The following is a 19,312-nucleotide window of genomic DNA, read 5'->3' on the forward strand; positions in this document are numbered from 1 at the left end:
CTTCCGTCGATCCACGTTTGGAAGAAGACGCCTGAAACACACGAGCGACATGTCTGCATTTGAAAAGCTTTTTTCAGTGCCGTCCCTCGAACGGCGCGGCAGTAGGCGGGCGTCTGCAGTCGCGTGGAGTGCGTTCGGGACACAGCGTCGGCTCCCCCGGGCGAAGTCGCGATCCGCGAACGAGAAGAACCTAGGTGTCGGCAACGTCGGACCAGGAGTCCGGCACCTGGATGACGTACCGACCGTTCTCCTGGAGGGCGATGATGTACTCCTGGCGCTCGTACAGTTCCATCAGGTTGAGTTCGTACTGGCCCGGATTCACCACCTTGATGCTCTCGAACTGGCTGTTGAGCTCCTCGCGAAGCTCTTCGAGGCTCGGCTGCTCGTCGTCGGGCGCGTCCACGACGGTTCCAGCCCCCTCTGCGGACGACCGTTCCGGTAGTTCGTCGTCGGCCACGACGTCCGTTCGCGCGCTCGCTTGCGCGCTGTCCTCGTCGGCCGGCAGGTCGTCCGCCTCGACGTCCGGTCCCGCCTCCGGACCGCTTCCGGTGGACTCGCTCGCACCGGCGCTCCCGTCGGGGTCGGAGACGGGCCGTTCCGGTTCCGAAGCCGTCTCGTCTCCCGGTCCGGTCGTATCGCGGGTTCCCACCCACTCCTTGACGGTGGAGGCCGCACGTCCGACCGCGCTGGCGTCGGGGTCCGCGTCCGACGCGTCGGGCGCCCCCCGCGATGCGGTGGGCGTCGTTTCACCTGGAGTCGCGTTCCTCTCGGCCCCGGCGTCGGTTCCCGGATCGTTTCCGGCGTCGACGCCGGCGGGGCGAAACTGGAACTTGTTCCCGCCGCAGTTCGGACAGCCGGAGAGCATCTCCTTCGACCCGTCGGCGAACGCCCGGCCGCAGTTCGTACACTCGTGCGGCATTATTTGCGTGAGATGAGCGCGCTGATGAGGTTCTCGTCCTTGTGGAGCGTCTCGATTTGGTTCGCCGGACCGATGACCGTGAGCGTCGAGGTCGACTCGCGACCCATCAGCCGACCGAGGAACCCACCGTCGGAGGTCTCCGAGCGCGGGTACGTCTCTATCTCGATGCCGTTGAACTCGTCCGGACTGATTTCGGTCATCGTCACCTCGATGAGTTTGCTCTCCTCGTCGGGCGAGAGCCCCTCCTCGAGGATGACGATGTTGCCGTCCCGGACCCCGTCGAGGATCATCCGGATCTTCTCCATGCTCGTCTTGCCGGACATCCGTTCGCCGCCTATGAGGTCGACCTGAACGCCGTCGTCCCCGTTTTTCACTTCTGCCATTGGTATCACCCGAAGTACTCCGCGATTTTCTCGTACACCTCGTCCATGTTGTCGCCCTCCAGCGCCGATAGCGGAATCGTCTCGTGCTGCGGGTAGGCGTTGCGGATTCGCTGAACGCTGGAATCCTCGAGGTCGGTCTTGTTCGCCAGGATGAGCACCGGCAGGTCCTGGCTCTCGATGATGCCGATGAGCATCGTGTTCACCTGCGTGAACGGGTCGTTCGTGCTGTCGAGCACGTAGATGACGCCGTCCACGTCTTCGCGAAGCCAGTGCATCGCCTCGGCGACGCCTTCCGTCGCCTCGCGCGAGCGACGCACGGCGTCCTCTTTCTCCATGTCGTGGTCGAGGAACTCCTCGTAGTCGACCTTCGTCGTGACGCCGGGCGTGTCGACGATGTCGATGCTGACCGTCTTGCCGTTGCGTTCTATCTCGACGTCTTCCTTACGGCGGGCGCGCCGCGTTTCGTGTGGAATGTGACTCTCCGGACCGACGGCGTCACCGGTCCAGTCACGGGCGATACGATTGGCGAGTGTCGTCTTCCCCGCGTTGGGTGGTCCGTAGATGCCGATTCGTTTCGGCTCCTCGGCGGAGAAGAGCTTGTCCGTCACGCTTGCAATACTTTTCCTGAGACCTGTGAACAATCCCATCCTTTTTCCTCCCAGACCCTTGCTGTCGGAGGATTACGCCGACGTGCGGGGCTGTGTGCGCGTAGAACTTCACGCCATTCACTTAAACCTACGTCAGACAACGGTTGACACAACGATGAGGCACAAAACGCAAGAAGAGCGTCGATCCACCGAACAGAACCCGCCCCGCGTCCTCTCACCGCACTGTTCGGTCGACGAACGAGAGGTTCCATCGGACCTCGGACGATCGAACTTCTCGGTCGTCTCTCGGACCGGCGACTGTTCGGTCGAATAGACGGTCGGTCGCTCGATACGACGCGGCGACGATAGACGACCGAACCGGACTCGACGATCGGTCTCCGAACTGAACTCGACGATCGGTCTCCGAACGAACGGCGACGACCGATGACCGAAGCGAACGACGATTATCGATCTATGGGATGAACGGTGACGGTGGATCGAACCACGAGATGAACGGTGACGGTGGATCGAACCACGAAATGAACGGTGGTGGTGGATGGCAGAAGTAGAGGGAACCGACCGGCGTTCCTGACCCGAAGGGTAGCCGTCGGCGGAAGTTGGTCGACGCCCTTCCGCGGTTTCCACCTGAAACAGAGGGGTCGGGCCGAGAAGCGGGAACGTCCGTGTAAACGGCACTGGGAGCGAAGAGGGCACCGTTTCTACTGGAACCACGATTCACGGCGTCGACGATCCGTAGTTCTCGATCGGTGTTCCACAACCGTCCGGTTCGCCTCTCGGCGATTCGCTATCTGGAACTGCAGCCGTCCCCCGAGGCTTCTCCGTTACGTCCGTGTGCGTCGTACACGATGGACAGCAATCACGTCGGCGAAGATCGTTTTGCGAGAGACACGTTTCCCAGGAGACGATTGGTCGAGAAAGGCGGTCGGTCGAGAAAGGCGGTACTCCGCCAGGGATAGTCGGTCGTCCGGTCGGTGGTTGATGGCATCGGTGACGTCGGTGGCATTGGTGACGTCGGTGGCATTGGTGACGTCGGTGGCGTCGGTGGAGAGCGTCGGTCGCAGTGGGAGGATTCGCCTCGACGATAACCGGGGTCAGCGAAGAGTGGGGTGAAGAACGTCGGTGGACGGCAGCGACGCTCGGCGTCCGGTCGTTCGGACGAGTGTAGAAATCCTGACCTGTATTCGAAGATACGCTACACACACCGACCCCCTCGTTTCAGGTGGAACGCCGGGAGCGGATGGGGTCGGGGGGTCGGTCGGCGGTGTAGCGTACATACTTCCAACAACCACCGTCTTCTAGAAAACAGAGTGCTCTAGTTTGCGGTTATTGTTTTAATGCGTATTACATAAGCGTTCCCCTTCTAGAAACCCCCTCCCCTCCCCCACCCTCTCTCCGTTCCACCCGAAACGAAGGGGTGGGGGAGTGTCCCCCGAAATCGAGTCTCGCGAACCGGCCCGAGGAAATGGTAGATTCGGCGACAGGATGGGTGTCCGAAGGTTGGCGACGGACGCACCGAGCGAGAGGCTCCGCCTGGAATGGTGTCGACGCCGGAATGTGGGGTGGTCAACCGACCCATTCCACCGGAAACGGGGGGGCTCCGCTCTCGCCAAATCGACCGTCCGTCCGGGGGTTCGCGGTCGGCCCGTCCACGACCGGACCTGGACTCGCCGAGCCGCCGTGACTCTCGCCGTCGACGGTCGATGACACCGGAGCGACGCTCCTGCCGCGAGGTCCGACCTCGCGAGGGTCCGCCGTCCGAACGCTCTCTCTCGCTTCTCGACGGCCGAGATTCGACCGGTGTTTCCCGACGACGGCCATCGAACTCCCGGCCGACACTATCGAGCCCGGCCGCCACCATCGAGCCCCAGTCGCCGCCGTCGAATTTTCGGCCGTCCCCGTAGCGTTCCCGGCCGACGCCACCCCTCGGACGAGATTCGATCAGCTCCCAGAAGGGGACTCGACCGGCTCCCCGAACGAAACTCGATTCGAAGTCGGCCGACGAGTCCCGACAGGAGGGACACTCACCGGCGTTACGACGGTCGGTTCGTGCGAGCGCGTCGACGCCGGTTCGGCGTCGGACGCGCGACGACCGGACGTTGCTCCCGGCGAGAACGCCGCCGCAGAGTCGACGGTGACAGGGGAAATCCGCTGTATGTACGTCTCTACGGCGGTTTCATGGCGGTGTGGCCAGATAAGAAAGATTTTAATACTCTGGTACACCTTTAGTTCATCTGCATCAACTGGACGCGTTGGTAGGTTTTCGCTACTGCGAAACCGGACAATATCCCCCGGCTTCGCTCTCTCTCGCCGTTCCGGCGCGCGCGTTCCAAACGAAATGAAGGGGTTGCTATCCATCCATGTCAGACGAGAACCCGACACAACCGAACGACGGCACGTCTCAGGGGGACGCCGACAGGAGTTTCGAGGGGGTCGACCTCGACGACGTGGTGCTGGACGACGCGGACGAGGAGGGCAACCAGGGTCTGTTCGACGACCTGCTGTCCGGCGAACCCATCTTCGAGAACAAGGAGGTGCTTCGTCCGTCGTACACGCCGCACGAACTGCCACACCGGAAAGAACAGATAAACAAGATGGCGACGATTCTCGTCGCGGCGTTGCGCGGTGAGACGCCGTCGAACATCCTCATCTACGGCAAGACGGGGACCGGGAAGACGGCGAGCGCGAAGTTCGTCAGCCAGGAACTCGAGAGCACCTCCCAGAAGTACGAGGTACCCTGCGAGGTCGAGTACATCAACTGCGAGGTGACCGACACCCAGTATCGCGTGCTCGCGCAACTGGCGAACAAGTTCATCGAGAACAACCTCGACCGCATCGAGGAACGTATCGACGACCTCGAACGACTCCGGGACGACGCCGCCCCGGACGCGACGTCCGACCCGGCGTCGATGGCCGACACCGAGTTCGACTCCGTCGACGAGATAGACGACCGCATCGCGGAACTGGAAGACGACGCCGACGAGATGGAGACCGTCCCGATGACGGGGTGGCCGACCGACCGGGTGTACAGCACGTTCTTCCAGGCCGTCGATTACGAGGAGCGCGTGGTCGTCATCATGCTCGACGAGATCGACAAACTGGTCGAGAAGAGCGGCGACGACACCCTCTACAACCTCTCGCGGATGAACTCCGAACTCGAGAACTCCCGGGTGTCGATCATGGGCATCAGTAACGACCTGAAGTTCACCGACTTCCTGGACCCCCGGGTCAAGTCGAGTCTCGGCGAGGAGGAGATCGTCTTCCCCCCGTACGACGCCAACCAGTTGCGTGACATCCTCCAGCACCGCTCCGACGTGGCGTTCAAGCCGGACGCCCTCTCGGAGGACGTCATCCCGCTCTGCGCCGCGTTCGCCGCCCAGGAGCACGGTGACGCCCGGCGCGCGCTCGACCTCCTCCGGACCGCGGGCGAACTCGCGGAGCGCGACCAGGCCGAACTCATCGAGGAGGACCACGTCCGCAAGGCCCAGGACAAGATCGAACTCGACCGCGTGGTCGAGGTGGTTCGCACGCTTCCGACGCAGTCGAAACTCGTCCTCTTCTCGACCATCTCCCTCGAGAAGAACGGCGTCCACAACATCAACACGGGCGAGGTGTACAACGTCTACAAGCGACTCTGCGAGGAGATCGACGCCGACATCCTCACCCAGCGTCGCGTCACCGACCTCATCAGCGAACTCGACATGCTCGGCATCGTCAACGCCGTCGTCGTCTCGAAGGGTCGGTACGGCCGGACGAAAGAGATCAGCCTCTCGGTCCCCATCGAGGAGACCGAGGCCGTCCTCCTCTCGGACTCCCGGCTGGGCGACATCGACGACGTTCAACCGTCCATGCAGCAGGCCCGCTTCGACAACTGATGCGGTAGTCCTACCCTCCTCGACACGAAACGGAGGGGTTCGAAACCGCCGCAGGGCCGACGATGTCCGTCCGGTTCGTCTCCGGGAACGGTCACCGTCGGATTTCTCTCACGAACTCCGCCCGTCGCCGAACACCTACGCCGTCGCTCAGGTCGCAACCGCAACACATAACACGATGCTCCGAGCGCTACCGTCTGGTGTACGCGACGCTGCCCGACCTGCTGCGGTTGCTCGCCCTCCCGGTCTTCGGATGGGCCGCGTGGCGCGACGTGAAGACGCGCCGTGTTCCGAACCGAACGTGGTACCCCCTCGCCGCGCTCGCCGTTCTCCTCCTCTGCTGGGAGGGGTGGCTTGCGTTGCAGGCGACGCCACTCGAACGGCGGTGGTTCCTCGTTCGCGTCGTCGTGAGCCTCGGGTTCGTCGCACCGCTCGTGCTCGCGTTCTGGTGGTTCCGGGCCTTCGGCGGCGCGGACGCGAAAGCGTTTCTCGTCGTCGCAGCGCTGTTCCCGACGTATCCGCTCTACCACGTCGCGGGCTGGACGCTCCCCGTTCAGGGGACGGTCCTCGGCGTGTTCTCGCTCACGATACTGACGAACACCGTCCTGCTCGGCGCGCTGTATCCGGCGACGCTCGCGGTCCGGAACCTGCTGGCCGGCCGTATCTCTTCGGTGATGTTCGTCGGTCGGACGACGCCGTGGGACGAGATTCCGACGGCGCACGGGCGATTGCTCGAAACCCCCGAGGGAGTCTCGCGTAACGGCGCGGACCTGGACGCCGTCCGGATGTACCTCCGCTGGCGCGGAGTCACGCTCGCGGAGCTGCGCGAGCGGGCGAGCGACCTCCGGGACCCCGCCACGATCCCCGACGAGCCGAACCCGCCGACGGACGGCGCAGTCCGTGGCCACGGAGTATCGGAGGACCCCGCGACTGACGGTGGCAGTGCGATACAGAAGCGTCCTCCCTCTCCCGACTCGGGCTACGAGGACCCCTGGGGTGCGGCGGCGTTTCTCGACGACGTCGACCACGGCGCGTACGGCACGACGCCGGCCCAGCTCCGGCAGGGTCTGGACGTTCTCGTCACCGAGGAGACGGTGTGGGTGTCGCCCGGTATCCCGTTCATCGTCCCGATGTTCGCCGGTCTGGTCGTGGCGTTCACCTTCGGCGACCTGCTCTCCGGTCTGCTGGGACTGCTCGGGTTCGTCATCTGAGCCCCGTCTCGACTCGTCATTCGATGCCCGTCACGGTCGTCAGTAGGGTGTACATCCCGTAACCCATCAGAATGGCGCTGACCAGCGAGGTGACCCACGCCCCGAGCGTGAACGCTATCTTCCGGCGGGAGACCCCGCCGGAGCCGACGACGAGGCCGCTCCCGACGACGCTGGAGATGATGATGTTGTTGAACGAGATGGGGATGCCGAGCGCGATGGCCGCCTGCGCGACGAGGAACCCGGGGACGAGCGCGGCGATGGAGCGCCGGACGCCGAGCTGTGAGTACTCCCGCGACACCGCCTGCAGGAGACGGGGCGACCCCATCCACGCCCCGAGCAGGATGCCGACGCCGCCGAGGACGAGCAAGGCGACGCCGCCAACGGCGAAGTCGGCGAGGAGGGGTTCCAGCGGGCCGGTCGCCAGCCCGACCTGGCTGCCGCCGCTGGAGAACGCCACGACCGCGCCGAGACCGACGAGGAACTGTCTGACGCCGGCGTCGACCGACTGGACCATCGTGCGCCGGAGGATCAGAAAGACCGCCACCCCCGCGAGGAGACTCGTCGCGACCGTCGCGACGTCGTAGGAGCCGACCAGCGTCGGCGTCGCTCCGACGCGATGAGAGACGAAGCCCGCCACGGTCGGCGTCGGTCCGGGAATGATGGTGAGGTCGACGTTCGCCAGTACGTACCCGACGAAGCCGCCCAGCAGCGGTATCGACATCGTCTCCGGCACGTCGTCGTGGCGTAGTAACCACGCGGTGGCGTAGGCGACGCTTCCCGAGACGAACGGCACGGACAGCCAGAAGGTGACGATGCGCCGGTAGGTGTCGACGGCGGGGTCGCCCCCGAGCGCGAGGCCGGCGCCGACCATCGCGCCCGTGACGGCGAACGCGGCCGGGATGGGGTAGCCCGTCCGGACGCCGAGAGCGATGAAGAGCGCGGACGTGAAGAGGCCGGCGGTGGCCGCCAGCGGCGTGAAACTGACGCCGTCGATGAGGCCGGTGCCGACCGTCTCGGAGATGCTGCCGCCTTGCGTGACGGCACCGGCCGCGGCGAACACGCCGATGAGGAACGCGGCGCGCATCGTCGGGATGGCGTTCGCGCCGACGGCGGGCGCGAACGGCGGCGAGTTGCTCGACGCGCCGAGCGCCCACGCCATGAAGAAGCTGGCCAGTACCGCGACGAAGACGACCGCCAGCGTGCCGACCCCCATCTACAGGACCTCGTGGATGCGTTTCGTGACGCGCGGCCGGACGCCGGTCGGTCGCCGCGCCAGGATGACGGTGCTGTCCGAGCGCCGACCGACCGACTGCGAGACCGTACCGACGAGTCGCCGCCGGATGATGCTGTGGCGGGTCGTCCCCATGACCGTCACGTCGTGGTCGTCGGCGGCCTCGACCACGGTGTCCGTGACGTCGCCGCGCTCGACGCGCGTCTCGACGGTCGCCGGTCGGGCTATCGCGGCCGTCTCGGTGAGCAGTTGCTCGGCGGTCGCCCGGTCGTCGCCGTGGCCGACGACTCGGAGCAGTTCGACGCGGGCGTCGTTGGCGACCGCGATGGCGCGGGCTACCTCGGTCGCGAGCGTGGCGTGTGGCCCCTCCGCCACTGGGACGAGCACCGACTCGACGCCGTCGGCTTCGGCTCCCAGTTTCTCGACCAGCACGTCGCAGGGCGCGCTCCGGACGAGACGGTCGACGTTCGACCCGAGAACGACCTCGCTGGTGCGCTGGCGCTCGTGCCAGCCGACGACCAGCGCGTCGCAGTCGAACTCGACGACGGCGTGGACGAGCGCACGGGACACGTCGTAGGCGACGAGTAGCTGTCCCCGGACCGGCACTGCTCCCCCGGCGGTCTCGACGGCGTTGTCGAGGATCTCTCTGCGCTCGCCCCCGAACTGCCGTTTGATGACTTCGTCCTCGAACAGCGCGAATGGCGACTGGCGCTGGGTGACGACGACGCTCAACACGAGCACCTCGCCGCCGGCGTCGCGCGCGACGTCGACCGCCGTCCGCGTCAACTGGGGGGCTCGTTCAGGGTGAGCGACCGCGACCGCGACGCGGTAATCGTTCTCCCGACTCATTTCCACGCCGTACGACGGGAACGGGGAAAAGCGTTCGTCCCGGTACAGGACGACGACCTCGACGCACGAGGTGAAGCGACTCGCGACTGACTTCCAGTTGAAACGACTCCCTCGAACTCCTCCTCGCCCACGTTTATCGTCAGGGAGCCGAAACCCGTGCAACGGAACGCTCGCTTGCTCGCTGGCGCGCTCGCGGGGAGCGTGCTCACCGCTGCCGTCCACGTTCTCGCCCTCGATCACGTCGGCGTGACGACGGTGGTCGAACGCGAGGAGGGGCACCGTTTCGGGTGGAGATCGCGACGCGAAACCGGACGCCGCTTCGGGACCCGACGGCTCCGGAGAAAACGAAGTAGTTCAGTCGTCCGCGTCGTCGGCTTCCCCGCCGTCGGCGACGGGTCTGCCGGTCTGCTCGCTACGCGCGGACGAGATGTTTCGGTAGCCGATTCTGGCGAGCGCCAGCGCGAGGCCGGCGAGCACCAGTGAAAGGATCGACTGGACGGCCAGCGAGATGGCTTCCGCCGTCGTGTCGGCGTTCAGGGCACCCGTCGGCGCGCGCAGCAGACCGATCCACAGCAGCGCGACGATGGTCACCGCGAACATCAGCACGAGCGGGCCGCCAGTGCTCAGCAACTGCTTGTCGTCGTCCCAGTTGACGAGCCAGATGGTCGCGGTCAGCAGCGCCAGCGCGGCGAGCAACTGGTTCGCGCTGCCGAACAGCGGCCAGAGGCTGCCCCAGGTCCCGCTGGCGACGAGGACGTACGCCAGGACGCACTGGATGCCGGCGTTGACGTAACGGTTCGTCGCCGTCTTCTGGGCGCTCGTCTCGGGCGTACCGATGATCTCCTCGAACATGTAGCGGCCCAGTCGGACCGCGGTGTCGGTGCTGGTCAGCAGGAAACTGACGAAGACGAGGCCGATGAACGGGATGCCGTACGTCGCGGGGACGCCCAGGCTCGTGAGCATGACCCCGCCGCCGGTCGGGAAGTTCGCCAGCGCACCCGCGAGCCCACTGGAGAACTCCGTCGTGGCGACGATGGCCAGCGCGGCGACCGCGGTGGTTGCCAGCAGCCCCTCGCCCAGCATCCCGCCGTACCCGATGACGCGAGCGTCGCTCTCGGTGTTGAGTTGCTTGGCGGTCGTCCCCGAGGACACCAGCGAGTGGAACCCGCTGATGGTCCCGCAGGCGATGGTGACGAACAGGAACGGGAAGATGGGTCCGAGCGAATCGCTGACGAAGCCCGTGAACGCCGGTAGTTGCGTTTCGAGCGCCGAGTAGGTCGTCCCGTCGACCGTCACCGGGTCGAACGTGCCCAGCGAGCCGAGGATGATGCCCACGACCATCCCCCCGACGCCGGCGTACAGCAGGAACGACGACAGGTAGTCGCGCGGTTGCAGCAGCGTCCACACGGGGAGGACGCTAGCGACGAACGCGTAGACGACGATGATGGGGACCCACGCGGCGACGTTCACGTTCTGGGCGCTCGCCAGCGGGAGCCACGACCCGCCGTCGCCGAACAGGACGATGACGTCGGAGGCCAGTTCCGGGTGGCTGAACAGTGCGACCGGGTACTGGATGCCGACCCAGACGCTGGCGAACACGCCGGCGACGAAGATGACGGTCCCGACGAGGAACGGCAGGTCTAGCTGGTAGAGCCAGACGCCGAACACCAGCGCGAGCATGATGTACAGTACGCTCGCCGTGGCCGCACTCGGGAACGCGTCGAAGACGACGGCCACGACGAGCGCGAACACGGCGATGACGAGGATGATCGTCAGGAACGCGAACCACAGCAACATGTTCTTGCCGCGCTCGCCGACGTACTCGCCCATGATGTAGCCGATGGACTTGCCCTCGTGTCGCAGACTGCCGGACAGCGACATGAAGTCGTGGACCGCCCCCAGAATCGGGTTGCCGATGGCGATCCAGAGAACGGCTGGCAGCCAGCCGAACGCCGCACCCGCCGTAATCGGGCCGACGATGGGTGCGCCGCCCGCGATGCTCGAGTAGTGATGCCCCAACAGGACCGTCTTCTTGGCGGGAACGTACTCCTGCCCGTCTTCGTACTTGTGGGCCGGTGTATCCCGACTGTCGTCCAGTTCGACGAATCGTGCCAGATACCGCGAGTACCCGAGGTAGCCGACGCTGAACAGTGCCAGCACCCCAAGTACCATCCAAATGATAGATGTTGCCATGGTATTCTGCCCCAGGGTTCAAAAATTGACGTACCACAATAAATGTTCCTTTCGATTCCTGCAGAATGGAGCGCTCCACCGCTCGAAAATAGGTTTGTTGTCTACTTCGCTGGATTACTACAGCTTCCGGATATATCGGAACGTAGTTAGTGGCGAATTCGTTACCAAATTGCCGGTCGCCGGCAACCGCCGGCGCGGCCGGTCGCTGCGGTCACGGAGTACGCTCGGCTACTTCGCCGACTCGCTGGCGGCCGGCGGCGCTTCGACCTCGACCGCCAGTTCGGCCGCGACCTCCGCCAGCAGGGAGCCTTTCACCTCCTGGACGCGCTCCTCGATGGTGGCGACGACGGGTTCGTCGAACGCCGAGCGTATCTCGTCGATGCGGTCGCGCTCGGTGCGACAGCGCTCGCGGAGGTAGCGCGCACCCCGCCCCCCCTCGTCGTCGTCCGGTTCCGGCGTCACCTTGTTGACGACCAGCCCTTCCACGTCGAGGTCGTACTCCGTCAACTCCTCGATGGCCCGCCCCGTCTCGCGAATCGAGAGCTCGTCCGGATTCAGGATGAGGTAGAACGCGGCCTCCTCGCGGAGGACGCGTCCCGCGAACTCGAAGGTCTCCTTGCGCTCCTCGAGTCGCCGGATGATGGGGTCGTCCTCCGCGCGCCGCCGGGCCTCGTGCTCGCCGACGGCCGCCTTCTCGAACAGTTCGATGCTCTTCGCGCGCTTGTCGAGCAGTCGGTCTATCCAGTCTCCGAGGAACTCCGGCAGGCCGAGCAGGCGGAGGGTGCCGCCGGTCGGCGAGGTGTCGAAGACGACGCGGTCGTACTCCTCGCTGTCGCGCATCACGTCCACGAACCGGTCGAACAGCGCCGCCTCGTGCGCACCGGGAGTCTTGTGGGCGAGTTCTATCTGGCGGTCGATGGCGTTGACGACGGCGGGGCTGACCTGGTCGCTCATCGCCCGCTTTATCTCCTGCATGTGACGCTGGACCTCCTCGTCGGGGTCGATCTCCATCGCCCACAGGTTCTCGTGGCCCTCGACCGGTGCGGGGTCGTCCCCGAACTGCTGGTCGAACACGTCGGAGGTGCTGTGAGCCGGGTCCGTCGAGACGACGAGGGTGTCGAGACCGGCGCGAGCGCACTTCAGGCCGTAGGCGCTCGACACCGTGGTTTTGCCGACGCCACCCTTGCCGCCGAAGAAGACGAACTTCATGTTAGAAGTGATACTGTTGGCCCTTGCGTTCGATGAGCGACTCGCGGTCCCACATCCGGCGCTCGAACTGCTCGAACTCCTCGCCGAGATACGGCAGCAGTTCGGCGGTGTAGTAGGAGACGGGACTCGGGATGCCGAAGGCGTCCGAGAAACAGGCGAACATGAACTCGTCTTCGATGTCCTCCGCCTCCTTCTCGATGAGTTCGAACGAGGGATGCTCTATCATCCCGTGGTAGAGTCCGTGCAGCACCTCCCGTAGCCAGTCGCGGTACGCGGCGATCCGCTCGTGGAGAGTCATACCCTCACAAGGGAAGCCCCGCGGTTAAGGCTTCGCCACGCTCGCGTGCGGTCCCCGGGCGCGCCGGAGCGGTCGCTCGCGTCCGCCTCGCCTGTCGTCACTCGACGTCCGCTGCGAGCGCGTCGAGCAGTCGCCGGAGTTCACAGCGGCGCTTCCACGCCGCGACCCGATCGGACACCGACGCGACCGGCAGGCCGAGCGACACCGACGACCGCGCGGTCACCCGCGTTCCCTCGTTCTCGCGGTCCAGCGTCAGCGTGGTCTCCATCGATTCGAACGGCCCCTCGTCGCCGCGCTGACGGTACGCGACGCCCGCTTCGCGCTCCTCGAAGACGAGCACCGTCTGGAGGCCGCCGCCGCGCGCGAGCACGGCCGTTTCGTCCTCGCCCTCCTCTACCTCGTTCACCGAGAACGTTCCCTCGAACCGGACGACGCGCTCGGGCAACAGTTCGCGCTCTATCTCCGCCGGTGCCGCGTTCACGAACCGCGAAACCTCGACCGTTCGCATGTCGATACCGTGGCACGCACGCCGGATAAAGTATCGTTAGGTTATAGCCCCCCGACGAGCATCTCTCGGGTATGACCATCGAGGAACGGGGCGACGCCCACCTCATCACGCACGCGCTGGCGAAAGACACCCTCTCGAAGCTTCGAGACGTCGAGACCGAGCAGGTCGGCTTCCGCAAGGGGCTCGTGAAACTCGGCCGCATCTGCGGCTACGAGATAATCGACGGCGCGATGGACACGGAGTACGTCTCCATCGAGACGCCGATGACCGAGACGACGGGCGAGCGCGTCAAGGGACTGGACGACGTGGTCATCGTCAACGTCCTGCGCGCCGCGACGCCGTTCGTCGAGGGACTGCTGAAGGCGTTCCCGCGCGCCAAGCAGGGCGTCATCTCGGCGGGCCGCGACGAGGAGGCCGGGATGGACGACGGCCAGTTCCCCATCACCATCGACTACATCAAGCTCCCGGAGATAACCGAGAAGGACACCGTCATCGTCGCCGACCCGATGCTCGCCACCGGGAGCACGATGTGCGCGGTGCTGGAGGAGGTCCTCGCGGAACAGCCCAATCCGGAGAACCTGTTCGTCCTCTCGGCCGTCAGCGCCCCGGACGGTCTGCTCCGCGTGGGCGACCAGTTCTCGGAGGCCGACCTGCTGACGGTGAGCATCGACGACCGCCTCGACAACGACGGGTACATCGTTCCCGGCCTCGGCGACGCCGGCGACCGTGCGTTCCGGACGAAGTAGGCGTTTCAGTCGACGATCTCCTCGGGAGAGGTAGCACCGTTGTCGAGCACTTCTGCATCGAACGTAACTAACTCGGCAGTTACGTCTTCTGCTGCAGCGAAAATGAGGCAGTCCATTGGATACAGGAGAGTTTCCTTCTGCAACTGATTCGTAGCGAGTACGTCAGACGTTTCATGAACGAACACCTCGATTCGATCCGAGATCCCTGCTATAACTTCCTCCGCTCGTTCCTGTTCCCACTGTTTCTGCTTCACGAGCACTGTCCGTAGTTCGAGTAGATTCAGAAGTGAAGTGTACAGTTCGTGATCGGAATTCAGTAACTTCCTTGCCGTTTCTCCCTGTTCGGGTTCCTCATCGAGAACAGCTACGAAAATGTTCGTGTCGAGGAAGAGTCTGTTGCTCATACGTCCTCTCGCAATTTTCGGACTGCTTCGACCGGGTCGATGCCGTCGTCCTCCGACCGCTTTGCGAGGTAATCTCCCAACCGCTCCTCACCACTTATCTCTTCGAGGGCGTCCCCCAAACGTTCCTGCTCTGATTTCGATTCGTCCACCGATTCCCGCATTCCCAGGGACGAAAAGGTTCGAACGGTGTTTCCCATTAGTGTTCCCTAAGAACGACCAAGCAAAAGGGTTTTCTCCAACACCGTCTGCTGACGGTGAGCATCGACGACGGGTACATCGTTCCCGGCCTCGGCGACGCCGGCGACCGTGCGTTCCGGACGAAGTAAGCGCACGCCCCTCTTCCCTCGTCTCGGACGCGACCGCCGAGGACCGTCGCGCCGATGCCCGGGGTACTGCCGGACCGAGAGCGACGAATCCGGATGCAACGGTACTCGGCGTCACGAACGCCGGGAGAGCGGTGCCGGGGCGTCCCCGACCGTCGACTCACTCCAGTTTCGAGAAGTCGGTCTCGACGTCGCCGTCCCGGTCGAGGTCGACGATGGCCTCGAACATGCCCATGAAGCGCTCTATCTGTTCTTCGTCGTGGACGCCCTTCGAGAGGTGGAACAGACCGACGGCGTCGTGTTCGGCCAGCAGGTCCAGCAGGTCCGCGACGGCGTCGTGGACGCGCTGTTCGTCGGCGTAGTACGCCATCTCGGTGATAGAGTCGAGGCTGATGCGACGCTTGCCGTCGGTGTTGGCGAGGAAGCGTTCGGTCACGTCGAGGATGCCTTCGAGGTCGTCGGGCGAGGAGACGTAGTGGACGTCGTCGGCGTTGCGCCGGGAGTAGCCCCGCTCGATGGAGAGCGTGTCGAGGATGTCGGCCTTGCTCTCGTCGACGTCGTAGTGGTCGAGTTTCTGTTTCACCTCGCGGGCGGTCGTCCGCGTCGAGATGACGAGAAAGCGGTCTGTGTCGGTCTTCAGGAAGTCGGTATCGATTCGGTCCGTCTCTCCCGTACTCGGATGCAGCAGCAGTACGCCGGTCCCGCCCGGCACCGTCTCCGGCGTGTTCTCGATTGCGAGCCGATAATCCATATTCGTCGGTAACTGGGGGCTAAGACTTAAAATATGCGGGAAAACGTCTCGACGCTGTCGGGACTCAGAACACGCTGTCGGCGGTCGCTGCGCCGACCACGCTGAAGATAGCCCCGACGCTGATGGCCTTCAGCGTCGTCGCCACCACGCGCGAAGACGCCTCGCCGTCAAGCAGTCCGTCCTGCAGGAACGTCTCGGGCGCGGTCAACGTGAGCGCCAGGATGGTCACGGACCCGAACGCGACGCCCATGAGCGAGACGAACCGCGCCGGCACGCCCGCCACCTCCGCCTCGCGGTCGGGGTCGCGCTCGTCGTCGGCCTTGTACAGCGCTCCGTACCCGATTCCGAAGACGATGCAGACGGTTCCCAGCGTGTGAAGCCACGTCATGTTTCCCGCCAACAACCACACCTCTTCGGTCACGACGAACGGCCCCGCGAGCAGGAACCCGCCGACTATCTGCTGGGCGCTGTCGGCGAGAGCGTACCGCTTTTTCGACCCGACCATACCGTGACGACGGACCGAGTGGGTTTAAGTATCCGGTCTCGGTCGTTCGGTTCTCGTCCGTTCCGAACCGACTTTCACCCCCGCGCACCACTGGCCGACCATGAGCGTCCGCGAGGAGTTCGACGAGTGGGCGGCCGAGGGCCGCGACCGCGGGATGGAAGATCGACACTGGCACACGGCCAAACACGTGCTCGCCCGGATGCCGGTCGAGGCGGGCGACACGGTGCTCGACCTCGGCTGTGGCAGCGGGTACGCCGGGCGTGCGCTCCGGGACACGAAGGAGGCGGGCCGGGTGTACGGTATCGACGGTTCGCCGGAGATGGCGCACAACGCCCGGGGGTACACCGACGACGCGAACGTCGCCTTCGTCGTCGGCGACTTCGAACACCTTCCGTTCGCCGACGACAGCGTCGACCACGTCTTCTCGATGGAGGCGTTCTACTACGCCAGCGACCCCCGCGAGGCTCTGCGGGAACTCCGGCGCGTACTCCGCTCCGGCGGAACGTTCTCGTGTGCGGTCAACTACTACGAGGAGAACGTCCACTCCCACGAGTGGCAGGAGTTCATCGAGGTGGAGATGACGCGCTGGAGCGCCGCCGAGTACCGCGAGGCGTTCCGCGAGGCCGGGTTCCACGTCGCCCAGCAGGACAACGTCCCGGACCGCGAGACGGAGATTCCGCCAGCAGAGGCGTTCCCGACGGACGACTGGGACTCCCGCGAGGCGATGGTCGAACGCTACCGCGAGTTCGGGACGCTGCTGACCGTCGGCGTCGTTCCCTGACCGCCCCTCTCGTCTTCTTCCCCTTTATTTCGTGTGGAGAGCGGAAGATGGAGCGGATTTCATTCTCCAGTAGAAACGAGAGCGTCGTTCCGTATCTCGGCGTTCCCCTTCGATACGAGCGACTGCGTCGAAGAGCTACAGGCGGACGGACGACTCTCCGGTCGCTACCGCGTCCGTCCAGCCCCGCGAGTTCCGGAGTTCGTCGACGGAGGTCGGCGACGAGGGGGAGTCCGGCTCCGGTCGTAGCGACAGTTGCCAGTGGCCGACGTCGCGCCACTCGCCGTGCTTGTAGCCGACCGCCTCGTACACGCCGACGCGCTCGAACCTCAGCGCTTCGTGTAGTTCGACGCTCGCCGGGTTCGGCAACGCTATCACCGCGATGGCGTTGCAGAACCCCTGTCGTCGCAGGACGGCGAAGAGCGACTCGTAGAGGCCGCGAGCAACGCCACGTCGCCGTCGACCCTCGCGAACGTAGACGGAGACGTCGACCGACCACCGGTACGCCGGTCGGTCGTTCCGGTGGCTGGCGTACGCGTATCCTACCACCGTCCCCTCGTGTTCGCACGCCAGCCACGGGAGGTCCCCGGTCGTCTTCCGGACCCGCGACGCCATCTCCTCGGCGGTCGGCGGCGTCGTCTCGAACGAGATGGCCGTGTTCTCCACGACCGGCGAGTAGATAGCCGTCAGCTCCTCGGCGTCGGCCGCGGTCGCCAGCCGTATCGTCGCTCCCATGGCGACCCGTCCACTGCTCGCCTGATAAAACCGTCGCGTCCCGGAAACCGAATCCGCACGCTTCGGAGTTCGTCTCGCAGTCGACAGCGCGTCGCCGGGAACTCCCCGACGGTCGGAGAGTTTACGCGTCGATATCGAAGAAATCAACCGCTTCGTTTCGACTGGAGATTCGGCCGGCGTCGCCGTCAGACGAACTTCCGGACGGTCACGTCGAGCGTGTCGAGGTCGACGATGGGCGCGAAACCGGCGTCGGGGTCGATGTTGACGCTCTTCTGGAAGGCGGTCTGGGCCTGCCAGCATCCCGAGTTGATGGCCGTGACGTTGTGGTACTTGCCGAACCCGAGCTTGTGAACGTGACCCGTGTGGAAGATGTCCGGCACCTCGTCGATGACGAGGTAGTCCTTCTCCTCCGGCGCGATGCGGGTGTGGCCGCCGTACTGCGGGGCGACGTGGCGCTTCTTCAGGAGCTGGTACATCGCCTTGTGCGGGTCGTCGTAGCTCGCCTTCCCGTCGGGCAGTTCGGCGATGACCTCGTCCAGCGAGACGCCGTGGTACATCAGCACCGAGACGCCCTCGACGGTCACCGTCGACGGGTTGCCCGTGATGCGGGCGTCGTGGACGTCCATTATCGACCGCAGTTCCTCGTCGAACCCCGGCTGTGGTTCGGCGAGCCGAACCGCGTCGTGGTTGCCGGGAATCATGACGATCTCCATGTCGCCCGGCACCTCCTTCAGGTGTTCCGAGAACTGCTCGTACTGCTCGAAGATGTCCACGATGTCGAGTTCCTCGTCCTGGTCGGGGTAGACGCCGACGCCCTCGACCATGTCGCCCGCGACGAGCAGGTACTCGACGTGCTCCGCCTCCTCCGTGTGGAGCCAGTCGGCGAACCGCGACCACGCGTCGGCGAGGAACTCCTGGCTGCCGACGTGGACGTCGCTGATGAGCGCGGCCTGGACGTGCCGGTCGGCGGTCGAGGGCGAGTAGGTCCGCGGCACGTCCGGGAAGTGAAGCGAGTCGACGAACAGGATGCCGGCGTCATCGGCCAGCGTCCCCTCGACTGCGATGGCCTCGTCGAGCATGAGTTCGTCCACGACGTCGGCGAACTCCCGGTCTTTCATGACCAGGCAGGGGAAGGTACCGTTCGTGTCCTCCAGTTCGACCAGCCAGTGACCGCTCGCCGTCGAGCGGATGTCGCTTATCATCCCGACGATGGCCGCCTCGCTGCCGCCGGGCATCTCCGCGACGGCGTTCGTCGGTCGGGCGTTCACCCGGCCCCGAAGCTGTCCGGAGAGTCGCTTGAAGCGGTCGCGGAAGACGGAGACGAAGTCCTCGTACTCGCCGGTTCCCGTGCTCTCGTCCGTCACGTCGCCGTCGATGGCGACCGACCGGTCGGCGACGCTCCGGGACGTCGTCACCCCCGCTCCGTCTGACCGTCCCTGCGTCGACTCGCTCGCGGACCCCTCCGTTTCGACTGGAGACGCCCCGTCCCGGGGACCCGAACTCACGTCGGCGTTTCCAGTTGAAACCGAGGGGTCGTCGGACTCGTCGCCGTTCCCGTCGAGGGTCCGTCTGACGTGGTCGGCGGAGAGTTTCAGTGCGTCCTCCGGGGCGGATTCGACTGCGCGGTCGAGCGCACCCACGGGGTCGGGCGCGGACGCGAGCAGCGTCACCGCCTCGCGGTCGGCGTTGTACCCGCGGCTCGTCAACTCTCGCACGATTCGAGCCGGGGTTTCGAGTGGCACGAGTTGAACGAAGCGCGGGGGCGGCAAAAAATCTAGCGAACCAACCCAGA

At 65.3% G+C, this 19,312-nt stretch carries 19 protein-coding genes and 1 pseudogene; 5 read left to right on the forward strand and 15 right to left on the reverse strand.

Going from position 1 to position 19,312, the window contains the following annotated elements; all coding sequences use genetic code 11:
* Positions 1–190: 190 nt before the first annotated feature.
* From ACTF4R_RS05585 to ACTF4R_RS05595, 3 genes are read right to left on the reverse strand one after another with little or no spacing between them, the layout of a single operon-like run.
* Positions 191–919 carry an OapC/ArvC family zinc-ribbon domain-containing protein gene (locus tag ACTF4R_RS05585; RefSeq protein WP_440006928.1) on the reverse strand — a complete coding sequence of 243 codons (729 nt, stop codon included), beginning with the start codon at positions 917–919 and terminating at the stop codon, positions 191–193.
* Positions 919–1,302, reverse strand: a complete 384-nt coding sequence (locus tag ACTF4R_RS05590; protein ID WP_113274568.1) for a DUF2073 domain-containing protein — start codon at positions 1,300–1,302, stop codon at positions 919–921. Before ACTF4R_RS05590 ends, ACTF4R_RS05585 begins: the two co-directional genes overlap by 1 nt.
* 5 nt (positions 1,303–1,307) lie before the next feature.
* Positions 1,308–1,949, reverse strand: a complete 642-nt coding sequence (locus ACTF4R_RS05595; RefSeq protein ID WP_113274569.1) for an Era-like GTP-binding protein — start codon at positions 1,947–1,949, stop codon at positions 1,308–1,310.
* A 2,318-nt stretch (positions 1,950–4,267) separates the two neighbouring features.
* Between ACTF4R_RS05595 and ACTF4R_RS05600 the strand changes: the two genes are divergently transcribed.
* Together ACTF4R_RS05600 and ACTF4R_RS05605 are read left to right on the forward strand one after the other, a co-directional pair.
* On the forward strand, positions 4,268–5,782 hold the full coding sequence (locus tag ACTF4R_RS05600) for a Cdc6/Cdc18 family protein (RefSeq protein WP_433628929.1): 1,515 nt from the start codon (positions 4,268–4,270) through the stop codon (positions 5,780–5,782).
* A gap of 197 nt (positions 5,783–5,979) precedes the next feature.
* On the forward strand, positions 5,980–6,990 hold the full coding sequence (locus tag ACTF4R_RS05605; RefSeq protein WP_440006930.1) for an A24 family peptidase: 1,011 nt from the start codon (positions 5,980–5,982) through the stop codon (positions 6,988–6,990).
* 16 nt (positions 6,991–7,006) lie between these two features.
* Here ACTF4R_RS05605 and ACTF4R_RS05610 read toward each other — a convergent pair whose 3' ends face one another.
* From ACTF4R_RS05610 to ACTF4R_RS05635, 6 genes are all read right to left on the reverse strand, one after another.
* Entirely contained in the window at positions 7,007–8,203 is a 1,197-nt protein-coding gene (locus ACTF4R_RS05610) for an inorganic phosphate transporter (RefSeq protein WP_440006931.1), read from the reverse strand.
* Positions 8,204–9,070 carry a universal stress protein gene (locus ACTF4R_RS05615; RefSeq protein ID WP_440006932.1) on the reverse strand — a complete coding sequence of 289 codons (867 nt, stop codon included), beginning with the start codon at positions 9,068–9,070 and terminating at the stop codon, positions 8,204–8,206. It lies immediately after the preceding gene.
* A 354-nt stretch (positions 9,071–9,424) separates the two neighbouring features.
* Entirely contained in the window at positions 9,425–11,263 is a 1,839-nt protein-coding gene (locus ACTF4R_RS05620; RefSeq protein ID WP_440006933.1) for a carbon starvation CstA family protein, read from the reverse strand.
* Positions 11,264–11,491: 228 nt separating this feature from the next.
* Positions 11,492–12,472, reverse strand: coding sequence for an ArsA family ATPase (locus ACTF4R_RS05625; protein WP_440006934.1), 981 nt, complete (start codon positions 12,470–12,472; stop codon positions 11,492–11,494).
* A gap of 1 nt (position 12,473) precedes the next feature.
* On the reverse strand, positions 12,474–12,770 hold the full coding sequence (locus tag ACTF4R_RS05630) for a DUF7990 family protein (RefSeq protein ID WP_113274574.1): 297 nt from the start codon (positions 12,768–12,770) through the stop codon (positions 12,474–12,476).
* Positions 12,771–12,867: 97 nt separating this feature from the next.
* Positions 12,868–13,278, reverse strand: a complete 411-nt coding sequence (locus ACTF4R_RS05635; RefSeq protein ID WP_440006935.1) for an SRPBCC family protein — start codon at positions 13,276–13,278, stop codon at positions 12,868–12,870.
* A gap of 71 nt (positions 13,279–13,349) precedes the next feature.
* Here ACTF4R_RS05635 and upp point away from each other — a divergent pair, with 71 nt between their 5' ends.
* Positions 13,350–14,024 (forward strand): uracil phosphoribosyltransferase, encoded by a 675-nt coding sequence (upp, locus tag ACTF4R_RS05640; protein ID WP_440006936.1) that lies wholly within the window; start codon positions 13,350–13,352, stop codon positions 14,022–14,024.
* 5 nt (positions 14,025–14,029) lie between these two features.
* Here the strand turns inward: upp and ACTF4R_RS05645 are convergent, their stop codons facing one another.
* A complete protein-coding gene (locus ACTF4R_RS05645) occupies positions 14,030–14,428 on the reverse strand; it encodes a type II toxin-antitoxin system VapC family toxin (RefSeq protein WP_440006937.1) in 399 nt (132 codons plus the stop codon).
* Positions 14,425–14,625: a hypothetical protein gene (locus ACTF4R_RS05650; RefSeq protein ID WP_440006938.1), complete on the reverse strand. Its 201-nt coding sequence runs from the start codon at positions 14,623–14,625 to the stop codon at positions 14,425–14,427. Before ACTF4R_RS05650 ends, ACTF4R_RS05645 begins: the two co-directional genes overlap by 4 nt.
* A gap of 48 nt (positions 14,626–14,673) precedes the next feature.
* Here ACTF4R_RS05650 and ACTF4R_RS05655 point away from each other — a divergent pair.
* Positions 14,674–14,754 (forward strand): annotated as a pseudogene (locus ACTF4R_RS05655) (uracil phosphoribosyltransferase); the annotation flags it as partial.
* 157 nt (positions 14,755–14,911) lie between these two features.
* Here the strand turns inward: ACTF4R_RS05655 and ACTF4R_RS05660 are convergent.
* Together ACTF4R_RS05660 and ACTF4R_RS05665 are read right to left on the reverse strand one after the other, a co-directional pair.
* Positions 14,912–15,502, reverse strand: a complete 591-nt coding sequence (locus ACTF4R_RS05660; RefSeq protein ID WP_440006939.1) for a DUF7090 family protein — start codon at positions 15,500–15,502, stop codon at positions 14,912–14,914.
* A 64-nt stretch (positions 15,503–15,566) separates the two neighbouring features.
* Positions 15,567–16,007, reverse strand: a complete 441-nt coding sequence (locus ACTF4R_RS05665; protein WP_440006940.1) for a DUF2391 domain-containing protein — start codon at positions 16,005–16,007, stop codon at positions 15,567–15,569.
* Between the two features lie 100 nt (positions 16,008–16,107).
* Between ACTF4R_RS05665 and ACTF4R_RS05670 the strand changes: the two genes are divergently transcribed.
* Positions 16,108–16,788 (forward strand): class I SAM-dependent methyltransferase, encoded by a 681-nt coding sequence (locus ACTF4R_RS05670; RefSeq protein WP_440006941.1) that lies wholly within the window; start codon positions 16,108–16,110, stop codon positions 16,786–16,788.
* Between the two features lie 135 nt (positions 16,789–16,923).
* Here the strand turns inward: ACTF4R_RS05670 and ACTF4R_RS05675 are convergent, their stop codons facing one another.
* Positions 16,924–17,520 (reverse strand): arsinothricin resistance N-acetyltransferase ArsN1 family B, encoded by a 597-nt coding sequence (locus ACTF4R_RS05675; protein WP_440006942.1) that lies wholly within the window; start codon positions 17,518–17,520, stop codon positions 16,924–16,926.
* 185 nt (positions 17,521–17,705) lie between these two features.
* On the reverse strand, positions 17,706–19,262 hold the full coding sequence (locus ACTF4R_RS05680; protein ID WP_440006943.1) for a DNA-directed DNA polymerase II small subunit: 1,557 nt from the start codon (positions 19,260–19,262) through the stop codon (positions 17,706–17,708).
* Positions 19,263–19,312 lie beyond the last annotated feature (50 nt).

The organism is Halomicrococcus pelagicus (assembly GCF_051917725.1).
Taxonomy (GTDB): Archaea; Halobacteriota; Halobacteria; order Halobacteriales; family Haladaptataceae; genus Halomicrococcus.